Source organism: Arthrobacter rhizosphaerae (assembly GCF_023062595.1).
In the GTDB taxonomy this organism is placed as follows: Bacteria; Actinomycetota; Actinomycetes; order Actinomycetales; family Micrococcaceae; genus Arthrobacter; species Arthrobacter rhizosphaerae.
The window spans coordinates 92,619-111,104 of the sequence record NZ_JALLAN010000002.1 but is presented as its reverse complement, the minus strand read 5'-3'; the positions used below and the strand labels follow the sequence as shown (position 1 = coordinate 111,104).

Annotated in this window: 19 protein-coding genes and 1 riboswitch; of the genes, 7 read left to right on the top strand and 12 right to left on the bottom strand. The window is 63.2% G+C overall.

Going from position 1 to position 18,486, the window contains the following annotated elements:
* Nucleotides 1–18: 18 nt before the first annotated feature.
* The 4 genes from MU551_RS03195 to MU551_RS03180 form a co-directional block, all read right to left on the bottom strand.
* Nucleotides 19–234, bottom strand: a complete 216-nt coding sequence (locus tag MU551_RS03195; RefSeq protein ID WP_104174334.1) for a death domain-containing protein — start codon at nucleotides 232–234, stop codon at nucleotides 19–21.
* Nucleotides 235–309: 75 nt separating this feature from the next.
* Nucleotides 310–1,344 (bottom strand): hypothetical protein, encoded by a 1,035-nt coding sequence (locus tag MU551_RS03190; RefSeq protein ID WP_247040706.1) that lies wholly within the window; start codon nucleotides 1,342–1,344, stop codon nucleotides 310–312.
* A 74-nt stretch (nucleotides 1,345–1,418) separates the two neighbouring features.
* Nucleotides 1,419–2,396 carry an alpha/beta hydrolase gene (locus MU551_RS03185; protein WP_247040705.1) on the bottom strand — a complete coding sequence of 326 codons (978 nt, stop codon included), beginning with the start codon at nucleotides 2,394–2,396 and terminating at the stop codon, nucleotides 1,419–1,421.
* Between the two features lie 156 nt (nucleotides 2,397–2,552).
* The gene (locus tag MU551_RS03180) at nucleotides 2,553–2,699 is read right to left on the bottom strand and encodes a hypothetical protein (protein WP_247040704.1); all 147 of its coding nucleotides are present in this window, start codon (nucleotides 2,697–2,699) and stop codon (nucleotides 2,553–2,555) included.
* Here MU551_RS03180 and MU551_RS03175 point away from each other — a divergent pair.
* Complete coding sequence (locus MU551_RS03175; RefSeq protein ID WP_247040703.1) at nucleotides 2,698–3,912, top strand: aminotransferase class I/II-fold pyridoxal phosphate-dependent enzyme; 1,215 nt, start codon at nucleotides 2,698–2,700, stop codon at nucleotides 3,910–3,912. The two genes, MU551_RS03180 and MU551_RS03175, sit on opposite strands and share 2 nt — an antisense overlap.
* A 36-nt stretch (nucleotides 3,913–3,948) precedes the next feature.
* Here MU551_RS03175 and MU551_RS03170 read toward each other — a convergent pair whose 3' ends face one another.
* The gene (locus MU551_RS03170) at nucleotides 3,949–4,908 is read right to left on the bottom strand and encodes an arsenic resistance protein (protein WP_247041111.1); all 960 of its coding nucleotides are present in this window, start codon (nucleotides 4,906–4,908) and stop codon (nucleotides 3,949–3,951) included.
* Between the two features lie 268 nt (nucleotides 4,909–5,176).
* Nucleotides 5,177–5,344, top strand: a riboswitch (cyclic di-AMP (ydaO/yuaA leader).
* 148 nt (nucleotides 5,345–5,492) lie between these two features.
* Here MU551_RS03170 and MU551_RS03165 point away from each other — a divergent pair.
* Entirely contained in the window at nucleotides 5,493–6,116 is a 624-nt protein-coding gene (locus tag MU551_RS03165) for a M23 family metallopeptidase (RefSeq protein ID WP_247040702.1), read from the top strand.
* 55 nt (nucleotides 6,117–6,171) lie between these two features.
* The gene (locus MU551_RS03160; protein ID WP_247040701.1) at nucleotides 6,172–6,954 is read left to right on the top strand and encodes a formylglycine-generating enzyme family protein; all 783 of its coding nucleotides are present in this window, start codon (nucleotides 6,172–6,174) and stop codon (nucleotides 6,952–6,954) included.
* A 29-nt stretch (nucleotides 6,955–6,983) separates the two neighbouring features.
* On the opposite strand, the gene MU551_RS03155 is transcribed toward MU551_RS03160, so the two are convergent.
* From MU551_RS03155 to MU551_RS03140, 4 genes are all read right to left on the bottom strand, one after another.
* Nucleotides 6,984–7,460 (bottom strand): universal stress protein, encoded by a 477-nt coding sequence (locus MU551_RS03155; RefSeq protein ID WP_247040700.1) that lies wholly within the window; start codon nucleotides 7,458–7,460, stop codon nucleotides 6,984–6,986.
* On the bottom strand, nucleotides 7,450–8,670 hold the full coding sequence (locus MU551_RS03150; RefSeq protein ID WP_247040699.1) for an MFS transporter: 1,221 nt from the start codon (nucleotides 8,668–8,670) through the stop codon (nucleotides 7,450–7,452). Before MU551_RS03150 ends, MU551_RS03155 begins: the two co-directional genes overlap by 11 nt.
* Before the next feature lie 3 nt (nucleotides 8,671–8,673).
* Nucleotides 8,674–9,120 carry an arsenate-mycothiol transferase ArsC gene (locus MU551_RS03145; protein WP_247040698.1) on the bottom strand — a complete coding sequence of 149 codons (447 nt, stop codon included), beginning with the start codon at nucleotides 9,118–9,120 and terminating at the stop codon, nucleotides 8,674–8,676.
* 77 nt (nucleotides 9,121–9,197) lie between these two features.
* Nucleotides 9,198–10,571 (bottom strand): NAD(P)-binding domain-containing protein, encoded by a 1,374-nt coding sequence (locus MU551_RS03140; protein ID WP_247040697.1) that lies wholly within the window; start codon nucleotides 10,569–10,571, stop codon nucleotides 9,198–9,200.
* A gap of 121 nt (nucleotides 10,572–10,692) precedes the next feature.
* Between MU551_RS03140 and MU551_RS03135 the strand changes: the two genes are divergently transcribed.
* Nucleotides 10,693–11,043 (top strand): ArsR/SmtB family transcription factor, encoded by a 351-nt coding sequence (locus MU551_RS03135; RefSeq protein ID WP_247040696.1) that lies wholly within the window; start codon nucleotides 10,693–10,695, stop codon nucleotides 11,041–11,043.
* On the opposite strand, the gene MU551_RS03130 is transcribed toward MU551_RS03135, so the two are convergent.
* Together MU551_RS03130 and MU551_RS03125 are read right to left on the bottom strand one after the other, a co-directional pair.
* Complete coding sequence (locus MU551_RS03130; RefSeq protein ID WP_247040695.1) at nucleotides 11,040–12,170, bottom strand: winged helix DNA-binding domain-containing protein; 1,131 nt, start codon at nucleotides 12,168–12,170, stop codon at nucleotides 11,040–11,042. The two genes, MU551_RS03135 and MU551_RS03130, sit on opposite strands and share 4 nt — an antisense overlap.
* Before the next feature lie 130 nt (nucleotides 12,171–12,300).
* Nucleotides 12,301–13,737 carry a cation:dicarboxylate symporter family transporter gene (locus MU551_RS03125; protein WP_247040694.1) on the bottom strand — a complete coding sequence of 479 codons (1,437 nt, stop codon included), beginning with the start codon at nucleotides 13,735–13,737 and terminating at the stop codon, nucleotides 12,301–12,303.
* A gap of 199 nt (nucleotides 13,738–13,936) precedes the next feature.
* On the opposite strand from MU551_RS03125, the gene allB reads away from it, so the two are divergent.
* Nucleotides 13,937–15,280 carry an allantoinase AllB gene (allB, locus tag MU551_RS03120; RefSeq protein WP_247040693.1) on the top strand — a complete coding sequence of 448 codons (1,344 nt, stop codon included), beginning with the start codon at nucleotides 13,937–13,939 and terminating at the stop codon, nucleotides 15,278–15,280.
* Nucleotides 15,281–15,407: 127 nt separating this feature from the next.
* Nucleotides 15,408–15,887 (top strand): thioredoxin-dependent thiol peroxidase, encoded by a 480-nt coding sequence (gene bcp / locus MU551_RS03115; protein ID WP_247040692.1) that lies wholly within the window; start codon nucleotides 15,408–15,410, stop codon nucleotides 15,885–15,887.
* Nucleotides 15,888–16,045: 158 nt separating this feature from the next.
* On the opposite strand, the gene MU551_RS03110 is transcribed toward bcp, so the two are convergent.
* A complete protein-coding gene (locus MU551_RS03110) occupies nucleotides 16,046–16,651 on the bottom strand; it encodes a VOC family protein (protein WP_247040691.1) in 606 nt (201 codons plus the stop codon).
* Between the two features lie 265 nt (nucleotides 16,652–16,916).
* Here MU551_RS03110 and MU551_RS03105 point away from each other — a divergent pair, with 265 nt between their 5' ends.
* Nucleotides 16,917–18,422, top strand: a complete 1,506-nt coding sequence (locus MU551_RS03105) for a GntP family permease (protein ID WP_247040690.1) — start codon at nucleotides 16,917–16,919, stop codon at nucleotides 18,420–18,422.
* Nucleotides 18,423–18,486 lie beyond the last annotated feature (64 nt).

Genomic DNA, 18,486 nt, shown 5'->3' with positions numbered 1-18,486 from the left:
GGAGCAATGGATCCGACATTATTGCTTTCCGTATTTGCGGTGGACGGCTTGTTTGCTGACTCCAAGGCACAGCGCTATTGCCTCCCAGGACAAGCCCGCCTGTCGGGCCTTCCGTACCAGCGACGCCTCCGTGCGGCCCACTTCTTTTTGCAATTCTGCGACGGCGTATAGCGCCTCGGCGGGACCTTTCCCGTCCATTGATGCCACCAGTGTTTTCATTCGTTCCACCTCCATGGCGTCAACATTAGTTGACGAAGGATTGCGATGTCAACATAAGTTGACACATCATGCGCTTCTTGGCTGAGGGCTCTACGCCTGGGAGGCGAGTCTCCAGAAGATCAGCACCAGCGACAAGCGGACGCGTCCGGCGGCTGTGCGGATATCGAAACCCAACGCCGTCGAGTATTCGGCAGCCCGGGTCTGGACACTGGAGTGGTGCAGTCCGATCTCTTCGGCCACAGCTCTCAGGCTGCTGGTTTCGGCAATGGAGTCCAGCAGTGCGAGGGCCTTCGGCTGGGATGTCACCAGCCATTTGAGAGCCGTGAGGTCAGGCGTTTCATACGAGGACGTGTCCGCCGCCTCCGCAAAGACGAGCAGACTCCCCAAATCGTCCGCGAGTTGCCTCGGGTGACGCGGACTGGTCAGCCGGAGGGCCAGGAGCGCAGTCGACCAGGATCGGTGCAGCAACTCCGGGGTCATAGCCAAGCCGACGCCGGCCGTGGCCCCTGGCTGTGGATTCTGGGCGACCGTCGCCTCTGCTATGGAGAACCGGAGCACGGCTGCCCGCACCGGCCCCACGGCTGTGTAGATGACGGCGCTTGGTCCTGCGAGATCCGTGGACACAGGAACAGCGACAACGCGGTAAGACGTTTGACGGTCAAGGTGGAGCATGGCCGACGCGTCCATCCGCCTGTCCAATGGTGCGGCACCATCAAGGAGCGTTTCCACTGCCCGGCGGGAAGCGGCCACCGGGCTGGTGCGGTCGAAGGAGATCCCCAGGGCGATCGCCACGCGCTCAAGGATCATTTCGTCGTTGGCAAAGGCCGGGCCGGTACGCTCAATCCACACTCGGCCGCCGTCGCCGAAAGCGTGCCCGGGCCAGCCGCCGTCGGGTGCTCCGGGAGCTGGAGCCCCGACGTCGGTCTTCGTTCCGGAGGCGTCAACCCGGACAGTATTGCCGTCGGTGGCATATCCTGCGGGGCATCCGCTCAGCACGGCGGCACCGCTCAGCAGAACCTGGGCGCTGGCATGACCATCAACGAGCGCGTCGAAGTACGCGATTACCTTGAGGCTTTCGGACGCCTCAGGATCAAGCGCCTTGAGGCGCCATACCAGTCCCTGCATATCTGCCGCTCGTTGAATTAGCTTGTAGCCCGAATTTTACTCCGCCCACAGATTCTCTCCGGGCCACTTGTGAGTCAGGCGCCAAGGATGCGGCGAACCCACTTCGTCCGTACGTCCCGGGCCTGGATCGAGAGTGCGGCCTGGGGCACGATCATGTCGAAGCCGTGGAATCCGCCGGCCCACACATGCAGTTCTGCGACGCCTCCCACTGCCCAGATACCCGAGGCATAAGCCACCACTTCATCCCGGAAAACTTCTGCAGTTGCCACATCGATGAAGGCGGGCGGCAGTCCTGAAAGATCAGTTGCGCGCGCCGGTGCGGCGTAGATGGACACTTCAGAGGTTTTGCGGCGGTCACCCAGCAAGGCATCCCAACCGGTGTCGTTGCTGGTGCGGTCCCACAGTCCGAAGCCGTCAATCTGGTAGCTGGAGACTGTTTCGTTCCGGTCGTCCAACATAGGGCAAATCAGGACCTGGCCAGCGAGCGCCGGGCCTCCCCTGTCCCTGGCCATCAGGGAAACGCCTGCCGCCAGGCCGCCGCCCGCACTGGCGCCGGCGATGATAAGCCGCTCGGGGTCGAAGCCCAGCTCTTCGGCATGCGCCGCTGTCCACACGAGGCCCGCATAGCAATCCTCGACCGGGGCCGGGTCGGGATTTTCCGGCGCCAACCGATACTCGACCGAGACGGCGACGGCGTCCATCAGCTCGACCCACTCGATCAGCATGTCCGCCCCAAGAAAGCGGTCGCCGATGATCATTCCACCACCATGGGTGTGATAAATCCCGGGGCCGCCCGGGACGTGATCGATTTTGGTGAAGATTGAAACGATGATGTCCGGTGCACCCGGAGGGCCGGGAATTATCCGCTCCTCATGACGGACGGCGTGGCCCGCCAACTGCTCTTCAATGGACGCGGTAAGTGGCCCGCCCCGCATGCCTTGAATCATGTCTGGGGTAAGAGTTGGATTGAGCAGATCCCCCAATGCCTCAAGAGTCGAGCCCAGCTCAACATCAAACGGCGGGGCTTTAGGTGTGGTTTTAGAGGTTGGCATCTTGGGTCTCCTGGATGGCTGGTCACCGCGTTGTGACGTGATTCAGCCTAGGCATTTCGTTCAGCGATTCTAACCGCCAGCAGGGCTCAAAGAAGTTCCCGCAAACCGCCATTTGGCGGTCAGCGGTGCGTCCCGCCGTCGTCATACCGTCCTTGGCTAAACCGTGCCATTACCTGGCCCGAGGGCCTTTACATCAACTTTGCCGAAGTCGAGAATGGGTCCCAGCACGGCCTCCACTGGCTCAGCAGCGCGCTGTCCGCCCGACTGCCGCCACATCAGGCTGCCATACACAGGAGCTGACATGAACGATCCTCTGGCCACAGCGCGGACCATTTCCGCGGTATCTGCCCGCGCTGCGCAGCTGGCCTCGATCCCCTCATTCCGTCGGGTTGACGCCTACATCAGGGCATCGGCCGCCCGACGGCAGGGCCATACGGGTGCGTGTGATTTCACTTTCGGAAATCCGCACCAGATGCCTGCTGACCGCTATGTCAACACCCTGCGGGAGGCCCTGACTCCTCAGAATGATCAGTGGTTCGCATACCAGACCAACGGCGAGGCCGCCCGGGAAGCAGCGGCGGAATCCCTGCAGCAACTGCTGGATGTGCCGTTCCGCCCGGAGGACATCTACCTCACGACTGGTGGCTTCGCCGCGATCGCATTGGCGCTCAAGACTGTGGGCGATCCCGGCGACGAGGTTATCTACAGCCTGCCGCCCTGGTTCCTGTACGAGCCGCTGGTCCTTGAAGCAGGGCTGGTACCAGTGAAGGTGAAGATTAACACGATGACGTTCGACCTGGATCTCGACGCCATCGAGGCAGCCATCACTGAGCGCACCCGGGTTGTGATCGTGAATTCGCCCAACAACCCCACCGGCCGGATCTACCCACCTGAACTGCTGCTCCGGCTGGCGGAGGTGCTGGAGGCTGCCTCTCTGAGGATCGGACGGCGCATCTACCTCATCTCGGACGAAGCCTACAACCGGATTGTGTTCGACGGTCTGCGCTTCCACAGCCCGGTGGAATTCTATGCGCACACGCTTCTGGCCTACTCCTACGGAAAAACGCATCTCTCTCCAGGTGAGCGGATGGGCTACCTGGCGCTGCCAGCCAGCATGCCGCACAGGGAACAGATGGCTCCGGCCATTACCGGCCTGCAGGTAGCGATGGGCTGGGTGTATCCCAACACTGTGCTGCAGCACGCACTTCCAGAGCTGGAGAAGTTCTCCATCGACGTCGGCCAACTGGAGCGCCGCCGCGACCGGCTGGTCGAGGTGCTCGCCGGGATGGGTTACCGCGTCTGGCGTTCGGAAGGCACGTTTTACCTCTATGTGCGTTCCCCGATTCCTGATGACGAAGCCTTCACTGCATCACTTGCCCGCAACGATGTCTTCGTATTTCCTGGCGTGCTGTTCGAAACACCCGGCTTCTTCCGGATCTCACTGACTGCCAACGAGGACATGATCGAGCGCAGCCTGCCAGCATTCGATGCGGCGATGAAGGAAAGCCGGCAGTGATTTCTCCTTGCCGGTGACTCCGCTTAAAGCGCCGGCTCAGGTGAGCTGCCGGCGCTGAACTTCAGGGATGATGAGCGGCAGGAAGCGGACGTAGAGAACCATCCCGATGAGTTCGACAAGAGTCTGGGTGACCACCACGAGCGCCGCCAAGGCCAACGGGCCCGGCAAAGCCAATGCCAACGGAAGGATCACCAGGGAATTCCGGGTCGCCCCACTGAAGACCACCGCACGAGTGGCCGGAACGTCGAGCCGCGCCCACCTGGCCGCGATCAGTCCCACCGGCACCATACCGATCAGGAACGCGGCATACAGCGGAACGACAGCCAGCAGGGCGCCAAGCTCCTGCCGAACTCCCACGATCTGGGAGCCCACAACGACGGCCAGGGTTGCTATCATCAGCGGGACCATCACGGCCTGTATGACGGCTATGATCCCCCGTCCAAGTGCCGCGCTCCGGGCCAGGGCCTGCGTCAGGGCGGCCAGGGCCAGGGGAATCAGGATGAGCCCCACCAGCGCCTGGACGAAGGGGGCAGGGTCAATAGCTGACGCTATCCCCGGGCCAACGAAAACCATAAGGTAAAGCGGCAACAGGAGCATCTGCACCAGCATCAGCACCGGCGCCGCGGCCAGGAGACGGTCACTGGCCCCGCCCGCCAGGCCGGTAAACACGATGACGTAATCGACGCAAGGTGTCAGCAGGACAAGGAGGACACCGACCAGCAGCGTCTGCTCCCCGGCGATGAACCGGGTCAGGGCAAACACCACCACGGGCACAACTGCGAAGTTCAGTATCAGCAGCGTCGATATGAACCGCAGATCGCGAGTGGCCGTACCTAGCGAGGCAAACGGGATCCCCAAGAACGTGGCGAAGAGCAGCAGGCCAAGGACGGGGTTGATGGCATGCTCGAGCGGCCCGGCCGAGGCGGGCGCCAGCAAGCCCGCACCTCCGCCAGCAATGATGGCGGCCAGATACAACCCGATCTGGTGCCTTTCCATCGCCGCGACGAGGATCCCGATCTTCACGCAGCCAATCGTAGGCGAAGGAACCACGCAGCCATGACCGGTCAGGGCAGACGATCTTCGGGCCCGAGGCGAGTGTGGACGATGCCGAAAGTTGCAGCATCCTACCTTGGAGCAAGACGAAACATGACCATTTTCAGGTAACGGATTTGTAACACATGGTTTTTCTTGTTTACATAGAGGGACCACATACCTTGATTGGGTATACGTGTGCCGCCTCGCCAAACCCCGCCGGTGGTACATGAATCCTTTATTTCCCTGGCGGGGGCGGAAAACCCACTAATGATGCCTTAGCGCGTCTTGGGGTGAAGCCTGGCCCTGTAGCTACACGCCTTGAGGCGTGTGGCGGGGCAGGCCGGACAGTCCACTCGTCCGAATCCGACAGCTAATTCCGCAGGCGGCGAGAGGACCTACTTTTGCCTTCCCAGGATAAACACGGCCAGCGCCATGCCCTTTTCCCATCCACGTCCGCCAACGGCAGCCACCGGGCCGCCTCATCCGCCTCCCCCACACTGCGGAATCGCGCCCGAAAGTTGGGAATTGCAGCGGTGGTGACAGGAATGTTTGCACTAACAGCCCTTTCCAATGCCCACGCCCAGCCCGGCCTGATATCGGCGGCACAGGACCTTGCCGCCGGCACAGTGTTCTCTCCCACTGCGCAGCCCGCGGTCGCGGCAGATGCCGGATCGGCGCTGACCTTTGACCGCCCGCAGGTGAGTTCCGTCCCTGCACCGCAGGCTGAACCGGCACCTGCCCCTGCCGCTCCGGTGGCTGCCGCGCCTGCTCCCCCTTCACCGGCCCTGCGTGCTCCCTTGGCCACGATGAGCGTGACTTCTCCATTCGGCTTCCGTGTCAATCCCCTCACCGGCGCCCTCGACGAATTGCATACGGGCATGGACCTGTCCGGACAATGTTCAACCCCTGTCCTGGCGGCAGCTGCGGGAACGGTAAGCGAGGCAGGCTGGAGCCCGTACGGCGGCGGAAACCGGATCGTCGTCGACCACGGCGCCGGCCTGAAGACCACGTACAACCATCTGGACAGGATCAGCGTTTCCGTGGGGCAGCCCCTGACGCAGGGTGCGCAGATCGCCGGTGTCGGAACAACCGGCAACTCCACAGGCTGCCACCTGCACTTCGAGGTCATGCTCAACGACCAGACCGTCGATCCCGTCACGTATATGTAGAACCAAAAGGGCGCCTTCGCGTTCGAGACCTTGCCGGTAGTGCAAGCTGGGGAATATGGCTATTGAACACGTGGAGCCCGGGACTGTCCCGCTAGCTGCGATTCCCGGCGGAGTCGTCGAATTGCGCGACGCCCGTTCCGGATCTTCGCGCCAGGTCCAATTGCACCCCTTCCAGATCGGGCAAACGCAGATCACGTGGGCCATCTGGAGCGCTCTCTCGAGCGACGCCCAGCCTCCAGACTCCCTGATGAATACTCCGGCTCATCCGGTGACCTGGTTAGACGCCGTTCGGTGGTGCAACAGGGCGTCGTCCGCCGCCGGCTTCGACCCTGCGTACAGGCTTCGGGACCGGGAGGTCATCTGGGATGTGAGCTCCAACGGTTTCCGCCTCCCCACCGAGGCCGAGTGGGAATGGGCGTGCCGGGCAGGGACACGGACCCCTGCCTATGGAGCACTTGCAGATATCGCCTGGACAGTAGCAGACGATGTGACTGGACCTCAGGAAGTCGCTCGGAAGGCAGCGAACGGCTTTGGCCTCTTCGATATGATCGGCAATGTTTGGGAGTGGTGCTGGGACTACGCCGATACGGCAAGGTATGGCGATTACCGAAGCCTCCGCGGCGGAGGTTGGGCTGATCCGGAGTGGAGTTGCAGGGCATCGGTACGACGCGGCAGCGCGCCGGACGCTGTACTGGAGGACGTGGGTTTCAGGGTTGCCCGCGGCCCGGTCGGTGAAGCGCACGACGACGCCGCCCAAGGCTGGTCAGCGGAAGGTGACCGCCGCAGAGCGGATGTCCGGGGTCCCCTCCCAATGGGATGGACGCCGCTCAGCGGCTAGAAGCGGTGTACTGCATCCTCGAACCTTTGCTATTCCATCACCGGAACAATGAGCACAGGTCTGTTCTGGCTGTCGATCAGAGCCGCTGAAACCGATCCTTCCAGAATCCTTTCCATCAAAGCGCGAATTCCTGGTCTGGTTGCCCCGACGATGAGCAACGAGGCGTCAGTGCTTTCTGCGAGACGTCCGAGTGCTTTGGCAACGTCCCCGTTCAGTACCCGGAAAGACCATCGCTCCCCGGGATCACCGAGCGTGGATTCAAGCCTCCGCAGGAGTTGCCCGGAGGGAAATTCTGCCTCTTCATTAATCACCGGATCGAGTGAAAGTGCTGTTCGTTGACCGTCTGCCTCCCACTCGGTGAGGTAGCTGGCCGGGTCCACAAAGGCGCACACCAGGTGCTGCCCCAGAGCATCAGCAAGGTCAGCCGCAGTGCGGACCATTTGTTGGGAAAAATTCCAATCGACACCCAGAACGATCGGCCCGTCGGGCCATTCCTCAGCCGCCATGAGCTGGATCGTTTCGGGAATGCCGCCACACAACAGCGGCGATGATGGCCGCAGTGCCGGCGGCAGCAGCCATAGCGAAAGCCATGCCGGTGTAACTGCCCAGCCAAGCCGCAACAGTAGGTCCGGCTGCGGGCGCCAAAGCGGTGACGGCTGTCAGAGGCGCCGCGAAGGTCCCCTGCAACGTGCCGAGGCTGGTTGTCCCCCACCGTTCGCCAATGACGGTCGCCTGAAGGAGGGTCTGGCACCCGCGGACCGCTCCGGCCAGCATGCTCGCTGCAATCAGCAGCGGCATGGGCCCGGTCAGGACCGCAAGGAGCACGACGGCGGTGGTCGCCGTTGCGGTGATAACGGCCAGCCGGGCGGCAGGCGGGATAGTTGCGAAGAGCAGGCGCCCGCCCACCTGTCCTGCTCCAACCAGTCCGAGGCCGATCGCCGCCGTGGCATAGTCGGCGCCCTTTTCCATCAGCAAGGGGATGATGTTCAATGTCACCGTGTAGAGGCCCAGGCACAGCAGCACCATGAGTGCCTGCAAGCCCAGAAACTCAGGGCTGCGCCGTATGATCCGTACCCTGGCTTTGTCGGAGGTGGCATGCTCCTTCCGCGGCCCCGAGACCCAGGAGCGGTTGAGGTAGCGGGCATGTAGTGGCACGGTAATAAAGCCCATCAGTCCGGCCAGGAGGACGAAGGCCATCCGCCAACCGAACGCTGTGCTGAGAAGGGCGGTAAGCGGCGCGAAGATGGTGGACGCGAACCCGGCCACAAGTGTAAGGACGGTCAGGGGACGCACCCGGGCCGGACCATACCAGCGGCTGATCACCGTGAATGCAGGCTGGTAGAGGACCGCCGCCTGGGCCATGCCTGCCAGCAGCCAAGCGGCGGCAAAGAGGGGCAGGTTGGGGGCGAGGGCCACCAGGACCAGGGCGAGCACTCCGGCGAGGGAGCCTGCAACCATAAGCCTGCGCGGCCCGGTCCGGTCCAGCGCCCTCCCGACGAAAATACCGGCTGCAGCCGAAACGAGCAGTCCCAGCGAGAACGCCCCCGTCACGAGTGCCGGGTCCCAGCCGGTGTCCGCAGTGATGGGCCGCACCGCCGCGGGCAGTGCATAGTAGAGGATGCCCCAGCTGGTGGTTTGGGTGATGCACAGCGCGGCGAGTCCGCGCCGCGGTGCACCCTCCGCAGCCAGTGTCCGGGTTAACGCCGGGGCGGGCATCTCCTAGTCCTTGGCCAGCTCCGCGTACAGTTTCTGGACGCGGGCCTTGATATCGTCCCTGACCAGCCGCATGCGTTCCATTCCTTCGATGCCGCGCGTGGAGGGTTCGTCCGTTTCCCACACTTCGAACCGCTTCCCCTCGCGGGGTTCCAGTTTTGCCTCGCTGCCAAGAACGACGACGACGTCGGCTGCGTCCAGGACGTCGTCGGTGACCGGCTTTGGATGCTCGCCTGTGATATCGATGCCGAGCTCGGCCAAGGACTCCACGGACTGGGGATTCAGGGATTGGCCCGGCTTGGTCCCCGCAGAATGGACGGTGACGGTGCCTTGCGCCAGCTGGTTCATGAGCCCGGCAGCAAGCTGCGATTTCCCGCCGTTCTTGCTGCAGACGAACAGGACGCTCTGAGTGTTGCTTAGTGGCCTGCTGGATGTGTTGGTGCTATCGGTCATGCCTTGATTCTTCCTTGCCTTGATGTTCTTCCCACGGAGACTGTTTCACGTGGATCAGCCCGCGGATGGATCCTCGGTTAGTGGTCCCCGGAGCGGCCGTGGGACAGGCCGGTGGGGAAGCCTACGAGCACTGGCTCAGGAGTGCCGCAGCAGGCCGACTCTGTCTCCTCGAGTGTCACATCCGGCGCGTCGCAACTGGTCCCGGCGCCGCTGGAGCAGACGCCCGTTTCGGGAAGTTCCAGCTGCACGGTGTCGGCGGCTTCGAGGTCCCCCGCAAGGGCAGCAGCGACTGAACGGACCTGTTCGTACCCGGTGGCCAGCAGGAACGTGGGCGCGCGGCCATAGGACTTCATGCCCACAATGTAAAAGTCCTTCTCCGGATGAGCCAGCAGCCGGGCCCCATGTGGGGGAACGGTGCCGCAGGAGTGGAACTCGGGATCGATGAGCGGCCCCAGTTCCAACGGCGCCTCGACGGCGGGGTCCAGATTCAGCCGGAGTTCCCGGAGGATGTCCAGGTCAGGCCGGAAACCGGTGCAAGGAACGACGACGTCAGCATCGATGGTGCGTCCGTCCAGAGCGGTGACGGTTACGCCGCCGTCGGACTCTTTCAGGGCCGCGATTCCGAAGCCGGTGCTCAGTTCGATGGTTCCCGCCTCCACGAGCCGGCGGAGCCGGGAGCCGAGCTGGCCCCGGGCCGGCAGGCCGTCTGCGTCACCGCCACCGTAGACCTTCTCGGCGGAAGCGCCCCGCACAGCCCAAAGGATCCGGGTGCCAGGGTCCTCTTTGGTGAGGTCGGCGAGGTTGATCAGGGTGTTCGCCGCCGAGTGGCCGGCCCCGACCACCAGCACGCGCTGCCCGGCAAAGGCTGAACGCTCCCGGCCAAGAACGTCCGGAAGAGGTGAAGAGATCCGGGATGCAGCAGCTTCTTCACCGATGCCGGCCAGTCCTGCGGTTCCCAGTGGGTTGCGGGTGGACCATGTACCCGAGGCGTCGATCACACCGGCGACCTGGTAATCGAGGGTCCTGCCGCCGTCGTGCTCCACCCGGACGATGAAAGGTGTGGTGTCCCGGTCCCGGGTGTGGGTCTTGTCCATGCCCTGCCGGGTGACCGCTGTAACACGCGTACCGGTCTTCAGCCGCGAGGCGATCTCGGGAAGTGCCGCCAGCGGTGCCAGATATCCGTCAATTAGTTCCCCGCCATAGGGGAGGGCTGTGGGGCGGGGGGATTCCCAGCCGGAGGCTGCAAGGAGGCGGACGGCGGCGGCGTCGAGATTGAACCGCCACGGTGAGAACAACCGGATGTGGCGCCATTGCTCGATTGCAGCCCCAGCGGACGCTCCTGCTTCAAGGATCAGCGGTTCCAGACCACGCTCCAGCAGGTGTGCGGTGGCGGCAAGGCCAACCGGACCGGCGCCAATCACGGCAACGGGAAGGGTGTTCGATGACTCCATGGTGTCCTCTTTCTGGCCGCGATGGCTGCCCGGGATGAGGGAGTAGCTAAATTGATGAACGTCGATATGGAAGTATCACCAAACATATCGACGCATGTCAATCTATGTGCATAATTGCTCTATGAACTCTCTGCGAACTCTCGAGGTGACGGCGTCGGATACCTGCTGCGAGCCTTCAGGTGAAATGATTCTGAACGCGGAGGACGCCCAGCAGAGGGCACTGGCATTCAAGGCACTTGCTGATCCGAACCGGCTGCGCCTGCTGTCGATCGTCAAGGCCGGTAGCGACGGCGGGACGTGCGTGTGCGACCTCACGGAGCCTTTGGACCTGGGCCAGCCCACCGTGTCCCATCACCTGAAGATCCTGGTCGACGCCGGGTTGCTGCACCGGGAAAAGCGCGGCACGTGGGCGTACTACTCGCTGGTCCCGGGTGCGCTCGAACAGACAGCGGGCCTCCTGGCCAGTCTCTAACCTGCTCCTTCGATAACTTCCCCGGATGGAGCTGCCTCCGGGGTGGGCAAATCAACCTTGGACCATGTGGCCTCCATTTCCAGGAAGCGTCCGAACCGTTGGACCACGTGATCAAGCTTCTCTTCCTCCGGCTTGGTCAGGGCTCCGAAGAGCGTCGCCTCCACGACGACGGAACGTCCGTTCAGCGTTCGCTTCCAGCTGCCCACAGTCCTGCCGTCGATCACGATGGCGCGGTCAAGGAACAACCCGGGCCGCGGCGGCTGATGGGCGAGCACAATGCGCAGGTCCTGGTAGGCCACCACCGTTTCGTCGTACATCGGGATAAGGAAGCCCTCCGTAAGTCTGGACGAGGCCACACCGGGAGCGGGCGAGGAGTACCAGCTGGTTCCATCCTCATTCGTGATGCTTTCGAGCTGCCCGTTGAGGCGTTGGAGAGCCGCTTTCGTATCGGCAACACTGAAGCTCGACCAGATGGTGAAGTCCTTGACCGTGGCTGGACCGTGGCTCCGGAAGTATCGAATAACAAGCTCGTCGAGCGCTGACTCACGCGACCTGTCGTCCACCGCGGTGACCGGCACACGGTCATCGACCAAGGCATAAGTATGTTGTTTGCCGCGCCGCGGGCCGCTGCAGATGAGCTCTTCGAGCTCCGCGTACATAAGGAAGTAGGCAAGTTGAGGGCCGCTTGTCTCGATGCCTTCCTTGGCCAGGCGTTCCACCAGCTCCCGCCGGGTCAGAGGACCATCGCCGGCGAGAGTCCGGGCGAACACATCGTGGGCCCGGATGAGGAGCTCAGGGCTGGCGCCAAACTTGCCGTACCAATGGCGGTTGAGCGCATGGACACGGGGACGGCTCAGCCTCAGCATCCAGCGCAGATCCTCGCGGGCAACGAAGTGCCAGGTGGGGCGGAGCAGGTGTGTTCGGATGATGTCACCCCGGGCGAAGGCGGCCTCGACGTCGGCATCCGTGCAAGCATCCATGCGTTCAGCAAGCGACCATTTAGCCTCGGCGAAGTCCTGCGCCTGCACTGCCCCGAGCCACCGGACCGCCTCCGCCGCACCATTGAAGGGCTCCCCCGCCAAACGCTGGTTAATCAGTCGCTGGCGCACCGTGCTGAGAGGATCCATCAGACTGCGTTCCTTGCGCAGAGGTTTACAGGCAATTGAGCCAGGGCACTCCAGTCAGGCTTCATCTTCGAGGATCCTCAGGCAGCCGGGATATTGGCGCCAGAGTAGCAGAGAACCCAGGTCCAAATCCCTACTTCAGCAGTACCGCCTCCGGCACAGCACCATCGACTGATCCCGGCACTCCGCCAGCGGGAGAAGACTCGCTGCCGCCGTCAACTGCAGGATCTGTCGCCGCGCCTTCAGCAGCCGGAGCTTCGGCAGCGGGACCAGCTTTGAACGCCGCCAGCATGGCTTCCCGGTCGAACTGCCCTTCCCACTTGGCCACCACGAACGTCGCAACGCAGTTCCCCAGAAGGTTGACCACCACCCGCATCGAATCCATCAGACGGTCAGCCCCAAGCAGGAGCGCCACACCTGCCACCGGGAAGATTCCCAGAGCCCCTGCCGTTGCCGAGAGCGCCAGGAATGCCGATCCCGGGACCCCGGCCATGCCCTTGGACGTGAGCATCAGGATTCCCAGTGCAGCAAGCTGCTGGCCGAGGTCCAGGTTGTGCCCGAATGCCTGGGCAAGGAACAGCAGGGAGATGGAAAGGTAGAGTGCGGCGCCGTCGAGGTTGAACGAGTACCCGGTGGGAACCACCAGTCCTGTAGTGGCGCGTGAGCAGCCGGCGTTGGTCAGCTTGGTCATGATGCGCGGCAGCACCGATTCAGTGGATGCTGTGCCGAGGGCCAGGAGGAACTCTTCGCGGGAGTACTTGATGAACTGCCACAGCGGCACCCTCGGGTAGACCCAGGCGACGACGAACAGAAGACCGATGAAGATGATGGCCGCACCGTAGCAGGCGGCGATGAGGAGCGCATAGGTGCTTAGGGTGCCCAGGCCGTACTGCCCGATAATGAAGGCCATGGCTCCGAATGCCCCGATCGGCGCCACCCGCATGACCCAGCCCATGATCTTGAAGAAGAGCTCCAGCACCGTTTCCAGGAGACTGACCACCGGCATGCACCGCTCGCGGCCCACCACCACGATCGCTGCGCCGAAGAAGACAGAGAAGCACAGCACCTGGAGGAGGCTGTTGGAGGCGAAGGCGCCCACAACGCTGGTGGGAATGATGCCCAGCAGGAACTGGCCGGCGTCGCCGGGCGGGGCGGTGGACGTTTTAGCCTTCAAGGCGTCCTGGGACAACGTGGCCGGGTCAATATTCAGCCCGGCCCCTGGCTGGACTATGTTGGCCACAATCAGGCCGAACACCAGAGCGAACAGCGTGGCACCGGTGAAATACACCAGGGCCTTCACGCCAACCCGGCCCACTGCCTTGACGTCGCCCACGGCCGAGATGCCGGTGACGATCACCAGGAAAATGAGCGGGGCAATGATCATCTTGATGAGCTGGATGAACCCGTCCCCCAACGGGCGCAGAGTGGACCCGACGTTTGGCCAGAAGTGCCCGATCACAATGCCCAGGAGTACCGCGACGAGGAGCTGGAAGAACAAGGACTTATAGAGGGGTTTCTTCGCCGGAACCGTGTCCGCAGTCAGGGTCTCCGCAGTGAGTGGGATTTTCATCGAGGCCGCCAATCATCGTGGGGGCGGCATTCGGGAACACCGCTGTGGTCACAAGTCACGCTAGGCTCCGGGTGTTTCCACGACGCTACGGCGACGGGACGGAACTGTTTAACTGCTGTTTAACTGCTGTGGCCTCCTTTGACGTGGCCCCAAAGCAGGGTAGACACGTGGTTAGAAGGCCAGCCTGAAGGAGACCTGCGTGACTGACGAAACCTTTGACCTGGTGATCCGCGGCCAACACGTGCTGACCCCTGATGGCATCGCACCGCGGGAAGTAGGCGTCCGTGCCGGAAAGATCGTAGCGATCGAGCCGCTGGGGCATGGCCGGGCCGGCACGGAAATCGTGGAATTATCCGACGACGAAACCCTGATTCCCGGCCTTGTGGACACCCACGTTCACGTCAATGAGCCTGGCCGTACGGAGTGGGAAGGTTTCGCGTCAGCCACCCGGGCGGCAGCGGCGGGCGGCGTCACCACCATCATCGATATGCCGCTCAACAGCATCCCGCCCACCACCACAGTTGAGGCGCTGAAACTCAAACGTGAAGTCGCCGCGGACCAGGCCTTTGTGGATGTGGGCTTCTGGGGAGGAGCCATCCCCGGCAACAAGGCTGACCTCAAGCCACTCCACGCGGAAGGAGTTTTCGGCTTCAAGTGTTTCCTGCTGCACTCCGGGGTGGACGAGTTCCCTCAGCTGGGCGCCGACGAGATGGAGGAGGACATGGCCGAGCTCAACGCCTTCGATTCAGTCATGATCGTCCATGCCGAGGACCCGCACACCATCGACCAGGCACCTGGCGCGGAAGGCACCAGCTACTCGGGCTTCCTGGCCTCCCGGCCGCGCGCTGCCGAGAATCGGGCCATCACCGAAGTGATCGAGCGGGCCCGCAGGACCGGCGCGCGCGCCCACATACTTCACCTCTCGTCGTCGGACGCGCTGCCCCTGATTGCCGCCGCGAAGCGCGACGGCGTCCGTCTCACTGTGGAGACGTGCCCCCACTACCTCACCCTCACCGCCGAGGAAATTCCCGACGGCGCCACCGCCTTCAAGTGCTGCCCGCCCATCCGGGAGGCATCCAACCGTGAACGGCTCTGGGACGGCCTGCTGGACGGCACCATCGACTTCATCGCCTCGGATCACTCCCCCAGCACCCTTGACCTGAAGGATCTGGAACACGGGGATTTCGCGGTGGCCTGGGGCGGGGTATCCTCGCTTCAGCTGGGCCTGTCCCTCATCTGGACCGAGGCCCGGCAGCGGGGCATCCGGCTGGAACAGGTGGTCTCCTGGATGGCGGCCAAGCCCGCGGAACTCGTCCGGCTGAGGGATAAAGGGCAGATAGCAGCCGGCCACGACGCCGATTTCGCCGTCTTCGCCCCGGACGAACGGTTCGTCGTGGACGCGTCCAAGCTGAAGCACAAGAACCACCTCACCCCGTACCAGGGGCGGGAACTTTCCGGCGTGATCCGGCGGACCTATCTCCGGGGCAACGCTGTGGATTTCAGTATCCCGCGGGGCCGGTTAATCCGCCGTCCGGACGTCTGAGGAAGCGGTTTCTGCATCGCCGTAACGGAGCTGAGGAATACTGCATGTGACGGCGGAGTTGATCTCAGAGACGACAACCGGTTTCACTTATTATGATTGATTCCAAGTAATCTCCTTAAGGACCACTATGAGCCCGAACCTGATCAACAAGCTGCGGCCCGGATCGCAGGCCCCTGATTTCAGCCTGCACGACGCCGACGGCAACAAGATCTCGCTGTCGGATTATCACGGCAAAAACGTGATCGTTTACTTCTACCCCGAAGCCGCGACCCCTGGCTGCACTACCGAGGCCTGCGATTTCCGCGACAATCTTGCATCCCTCAAAGGCTCCGGCTACGAGGTGCTGGGAGTATCTCCGGACGCCCCCGAAAAGCTCGCCCGCTTCACCGGCGATTTCTCCCTGACGTTCCCACTGCTGGCCGACGAAGACCACGCCGTGGCGTTGGCCTACGGCGCCTGGGGCGAGAAGCTGATTGACGGCGAAGTCCACGAAGGCATCGTCCGCTCCACTGTTGTGCTGGACCCCGAGGGCAAAGTGAAGCTGGCCGAGTACCAGGTCAAGGCCCAGGGCCACGTTGAGAAGCTGAGGGCCGAGCTGGGCGTCTGACCCTCCCTCACATCCTGCAGGAAAAACCGGGACCCTCCCTCACATCTCGCAGGAAAAACCGGGACCCTCCCTCACATCCCGCAATGCCGGCACCACACACGTTGTGGTGCCGGCTGTTTTTACTGCCCGCAACCGGCGGGGCTTCAACCAGCACAGCCTCACCCAGCACAGTGCACCCCATATTTGACCCGCGGATCCAGCACGTGGTGTCCCGGAGCCACGGGCACCGCGATGCCCAGATCGAAGATCTCAATCCGCCGGGCATGGCCGGATTCCGGTGTGTGCTGATACAGGAGCTCGATGATGTGGCCATCGGGATCGGAGATGTAGATCTGCTCGACGTAGTCGTCACGGACACGCGGACCACCCACCCGCTCCAGCCCACGTTCGCGCATGGCTGCCAGGAACGGCTCGAACGAGTCCACCAACACGGCGAAGTGATGGCAGAGGCCGGTGCGAAGCTCCTCGCTGTCCCAGTCCGGAGAAGTCCGCCTCAGCCGACCAGGTTCGGTTTCGCGGACCACGTGCACTTCAACGTTGCCGTTGTGGAAATACGCCCCGTGGAACACAAAGTCGGTGGGCCGGTGGATCTCCTTGAAACCCAGGACATTGACGTAGAAGTCACGGGTGGCGGCGATGTCGGACACCACGAGGCAGACGTGGTGCATGCTCATGGTTTTGGCTGGAAGTTCCTTGACGCGGGGAACTTCCTTGATGCGGGGAAGCTCTTTGATACGGGACGGGATCAGCTGGTCTTGACGCATGGTGCACCCTTCTGTTCAGCCAACTCTGGTCAGCCACCTCGGCGGTGAGTCTGGCGTGGAAAACGAACTCCCAGTATTGGCTTCTCCTCCCCCGTTCGTGCCGATGAGGTGCCCAATTCAACGGGGATTGGAACGGATGTTCAGGTTCGGGCGGATTCATTGACCGGCCACGCTGGCGGCGGGTTGTATCGGGTCGACCCAATACCGCTTTTCGGTGTCTGGCGGCGTTGATGCCGCAGCGCCGCCAGTATCGCGAAGGAGCGATATGTACCCGATCTGGTTTTCGATGACGATGGTGGTCCTCAGCATCGTCGTCTTGTTCTTCATGATTGTGAAGCTGAAGATCCACCCTTTTATCACCATGACGATTGTCGCCGTCGGGCTTGCCCTGGCCATGGGAATGCCACTTATCGACCCCAAAACGGGGATCTTTGCCGTGATGGAGCCGGCGATGGGCAAGCAGCTCGGCCACATGGTTCCGCTGATCGCCCTGGGCTGCGTGATCGGTGAGATCATCCGGCGTTCAGGCGGCAGCGAAGTGCTGGGCGAGAAGATGCTGCAGCGTATCGGCAACAAGCGCGGCCCCTTGGCCATGACCATGTGTGGGCTCCTCGTGGGCAGCACCATCTTCTTCGACACCGCAGTGATTCTGCTGGCGCCCGTGACCATCGCCGTCGCCAGGCAGTCGAAGAAGTCCATCATCTTTTTCGCGATCCCCATGGCCATCGCGGTCCTCGGCATGCATTCGATTGTTCCTCCGCACCCCGGAGCCGTGGCCATCGCGACCGCCCTGAACGTGAACTTCGGGCTTCTGATCATGTACGGGCTGCTCGCCATGATTCCGGGAGTGGGCATCGCTTTCCTCTATTCCCGGTGGGTGGCCAGGAAGCTCACTGCCGACGGCACCATTGATCTGGACGCAGCGTACGACGGCGGCGGACCCACCTCTGCGATGGGGAACACCCCGACGGCGGGCCCCAACAGCAACGGCGACTCATCAGGAACCAACGGCCAGCCTTCCCCAACAGGTACCGCAGTGGCAACAGCAACCGTGCGGTCCACCGAACTGACCGCGCTGGAAGGGCACGAGCGCCCCGCCGTCGCGAAGTTGCTGTTCGTCCTGCTGCTCCCGATCGTGCTCATTCTCATCCAGACCCTGGCCGGCTCAGTTCACGTCGGCGGCCCCGCCCAGACGGTCCTCGATATCCTGACGTTCCTCGGCACACCGTGGCTTGCCCTGACTATCACGGTCTTCTTCGCCTACGCGCTGCTGCTGACACCCCGGGTCCGGCGGGGAGAAAGCATCTCCTTCTTCGGCATGCAGGGAATGAAACCCGTGGGCGAAATCCTGGTCTCCACCGGCGGCGGTGTGGCGTTCGGCTCCATCATCGGTGCCTCCGGCGTGGGCAAACAGCTCCTGGACACTCTGGCGGAGATCCACCTTCCGCTGGTGCTGTTCGGCTTTGTGCTCGCCACGATCCTCCGGGCAACATTGGGAACGACGACGGCGGCGGTCACCTTTGTGGCGGTCCTGCTCGCCCAGGCGTTCGACACCACCAGCCTGAACCCGAGCCAGCTTGCGCTGCTGGCGGTGGGGGTTTCGGCGGGAGGCATGTGCCTGTCCAACTTCAACGATGCCGGTTTCTGGGTCCTGTCGCGCTACTTCGGCATCAGCGAACAGGCCATGCTGAAGACGTGGACCGTGGGCGTCACCATCATGGGATGTGTAACAGCGACCATTGCCTCGCTGCTGTGGCTGGCGGTGTCCTGATTCTGGCTTGATCCGGCCCGTTGTGCCCGCTGTGGCCCGCCCGTGGGGGACGGTCGCGGCCATG

What these genes read in the sequence shown, in the direction of transcription:
- MU551_RS03160 (WP_247040701.1), top strand. Translation starts at nt 6,172, where the DNA reads ATGGCTATTGAACACGTGGAGCCCGGGACTGTCCCGCTAGCTGCGATT.
- MU551_RS03165 (WP_247040702.1), top strand. Translation starts at nt 5,493, where the DNA reads ATGTTTGCACTAACAGCCCTTTCCAATGCCCACGCCCAGCCCGGCCTG.
- MU551_RS03175 (WP_247040703.1), top strand. Translation starts at nt 2,698, where the DNA reads ATGAACGATCCTCTGGCCACAGCGCGGACCATTTCCGCGGTATCTGCC.
- MU551_RS03140 (WP_247040697.1), bottom strand. Translation starts at nt 10,571, where the DNA reads ATGGAGTCATCGAACACCCTTCCCGTTGCCGTGATTGGCGCCGGTCCG.
- MU551_RS03130 (WP_247040695.1), bottom strand. Translation starts at nt 12,170, where the DNA reads ATGGATCCTCTCAGCACGGTGCGCCAGCGACTGATTAACCAGCGTTTG.
- MU551_RS03155 (WP_247040700.1), bottom strand. Translation starts at nt 7,460, where the DNA reads ATGGCGGCTGAGGAATGGCCCGACGGGCCGATCGTTCTGGGTGTCGAT.
- MU551_RS03170 (WP_247041111.1), bottom strand. Translation starts at nt 4,908, where the DNA reads ATGGAAAGGCACCAGATCGGGTTGTATCTGGCCGCCATCATTGCTGGC.
- bcp (WP_247040692.1), top strand. Translation starts at nt 15,408, where the DNA reads ATGAGCCCGAACCTGATCAACAAGCTGCGGCCCGGATCGCAGGCCCCT.
- MU551_RS03105 (WP_247040690.1), top strand. Translation starts at nt 16,917, where the DNA reads ATGTACCCGATCTGGTTTTCGATGACGATGGTGGTCCTCAGCATCGTC.
- MU551_RS03135 (WP_247040696.1), top strand. Translation starts at nt 10,693, where the DNA reads ATGAACTCTCTGCGAACTCTCGAGGTGACGGCGTCGGATACCTGCTGC.
- MU551_RS03145 (WP_247040698.1), bottom strand. Translation starts at nt 9,120, where the DNA reads ATGACCGATAGCACCAACACATCCAGCAGGCCACTAAGCAACACTCAG.
- MU551_RS03185 (WP_247040705.1), bottom strand. Translation starts at nt 2,396, where the DNA reads ATGCCAACCTCTAAAACCACACCTAAAGCCCCGCCGTTTGATGTTGAG.
- MU551_RS03180 (WP_247040704.1), bottom strand. Translation starts at nt 2,699, where the DNA reads ATGTCAGCTCCTGTGTATGGCAGCCTGATGTGGCGGCAGTCGGGCGGA.
- MU551_RS03150 (WP_247040699.1), bottom strand. Translation starts at nt 8,670, where the DNA reads ATGCCCGCCCCGGCGTTAACCCGGACACTGGCTGCGGAGGGTGCACCG.
- MU551_RS03110 (WP_247040691.1), bottom strand. Translation starts at nt 16,651, where the DNA reads ATGCGTCAAGACCAGCTGATCCCGTCCCGTATCAAAGAGCTTCCCCGC.
- MU551_RS03125 (WP_247040694.1), bottom strand. Translation starts at nt 13,737, where the DNA reads ATGAAAATCCCACTCACTGCGGAGACCCTGACTGCGGACACGGTTCCG.
- MU551_RS03195 (WP_104174334.1), bottom strand. Translation starts at nt 234, where the DNA reads ATGGAGGTGGAACGAATGAAAACACTGGTGGCATCAATGGACGGGAAA.
- MU551_RS03190 (WP_247040706.1), bottom strand. Translation starts at nt 1,344, where the DNA reads ATGCAGGGACTGGTATGGCGCCTCAAGGCGCTTGATCCTGAGGCGTCC.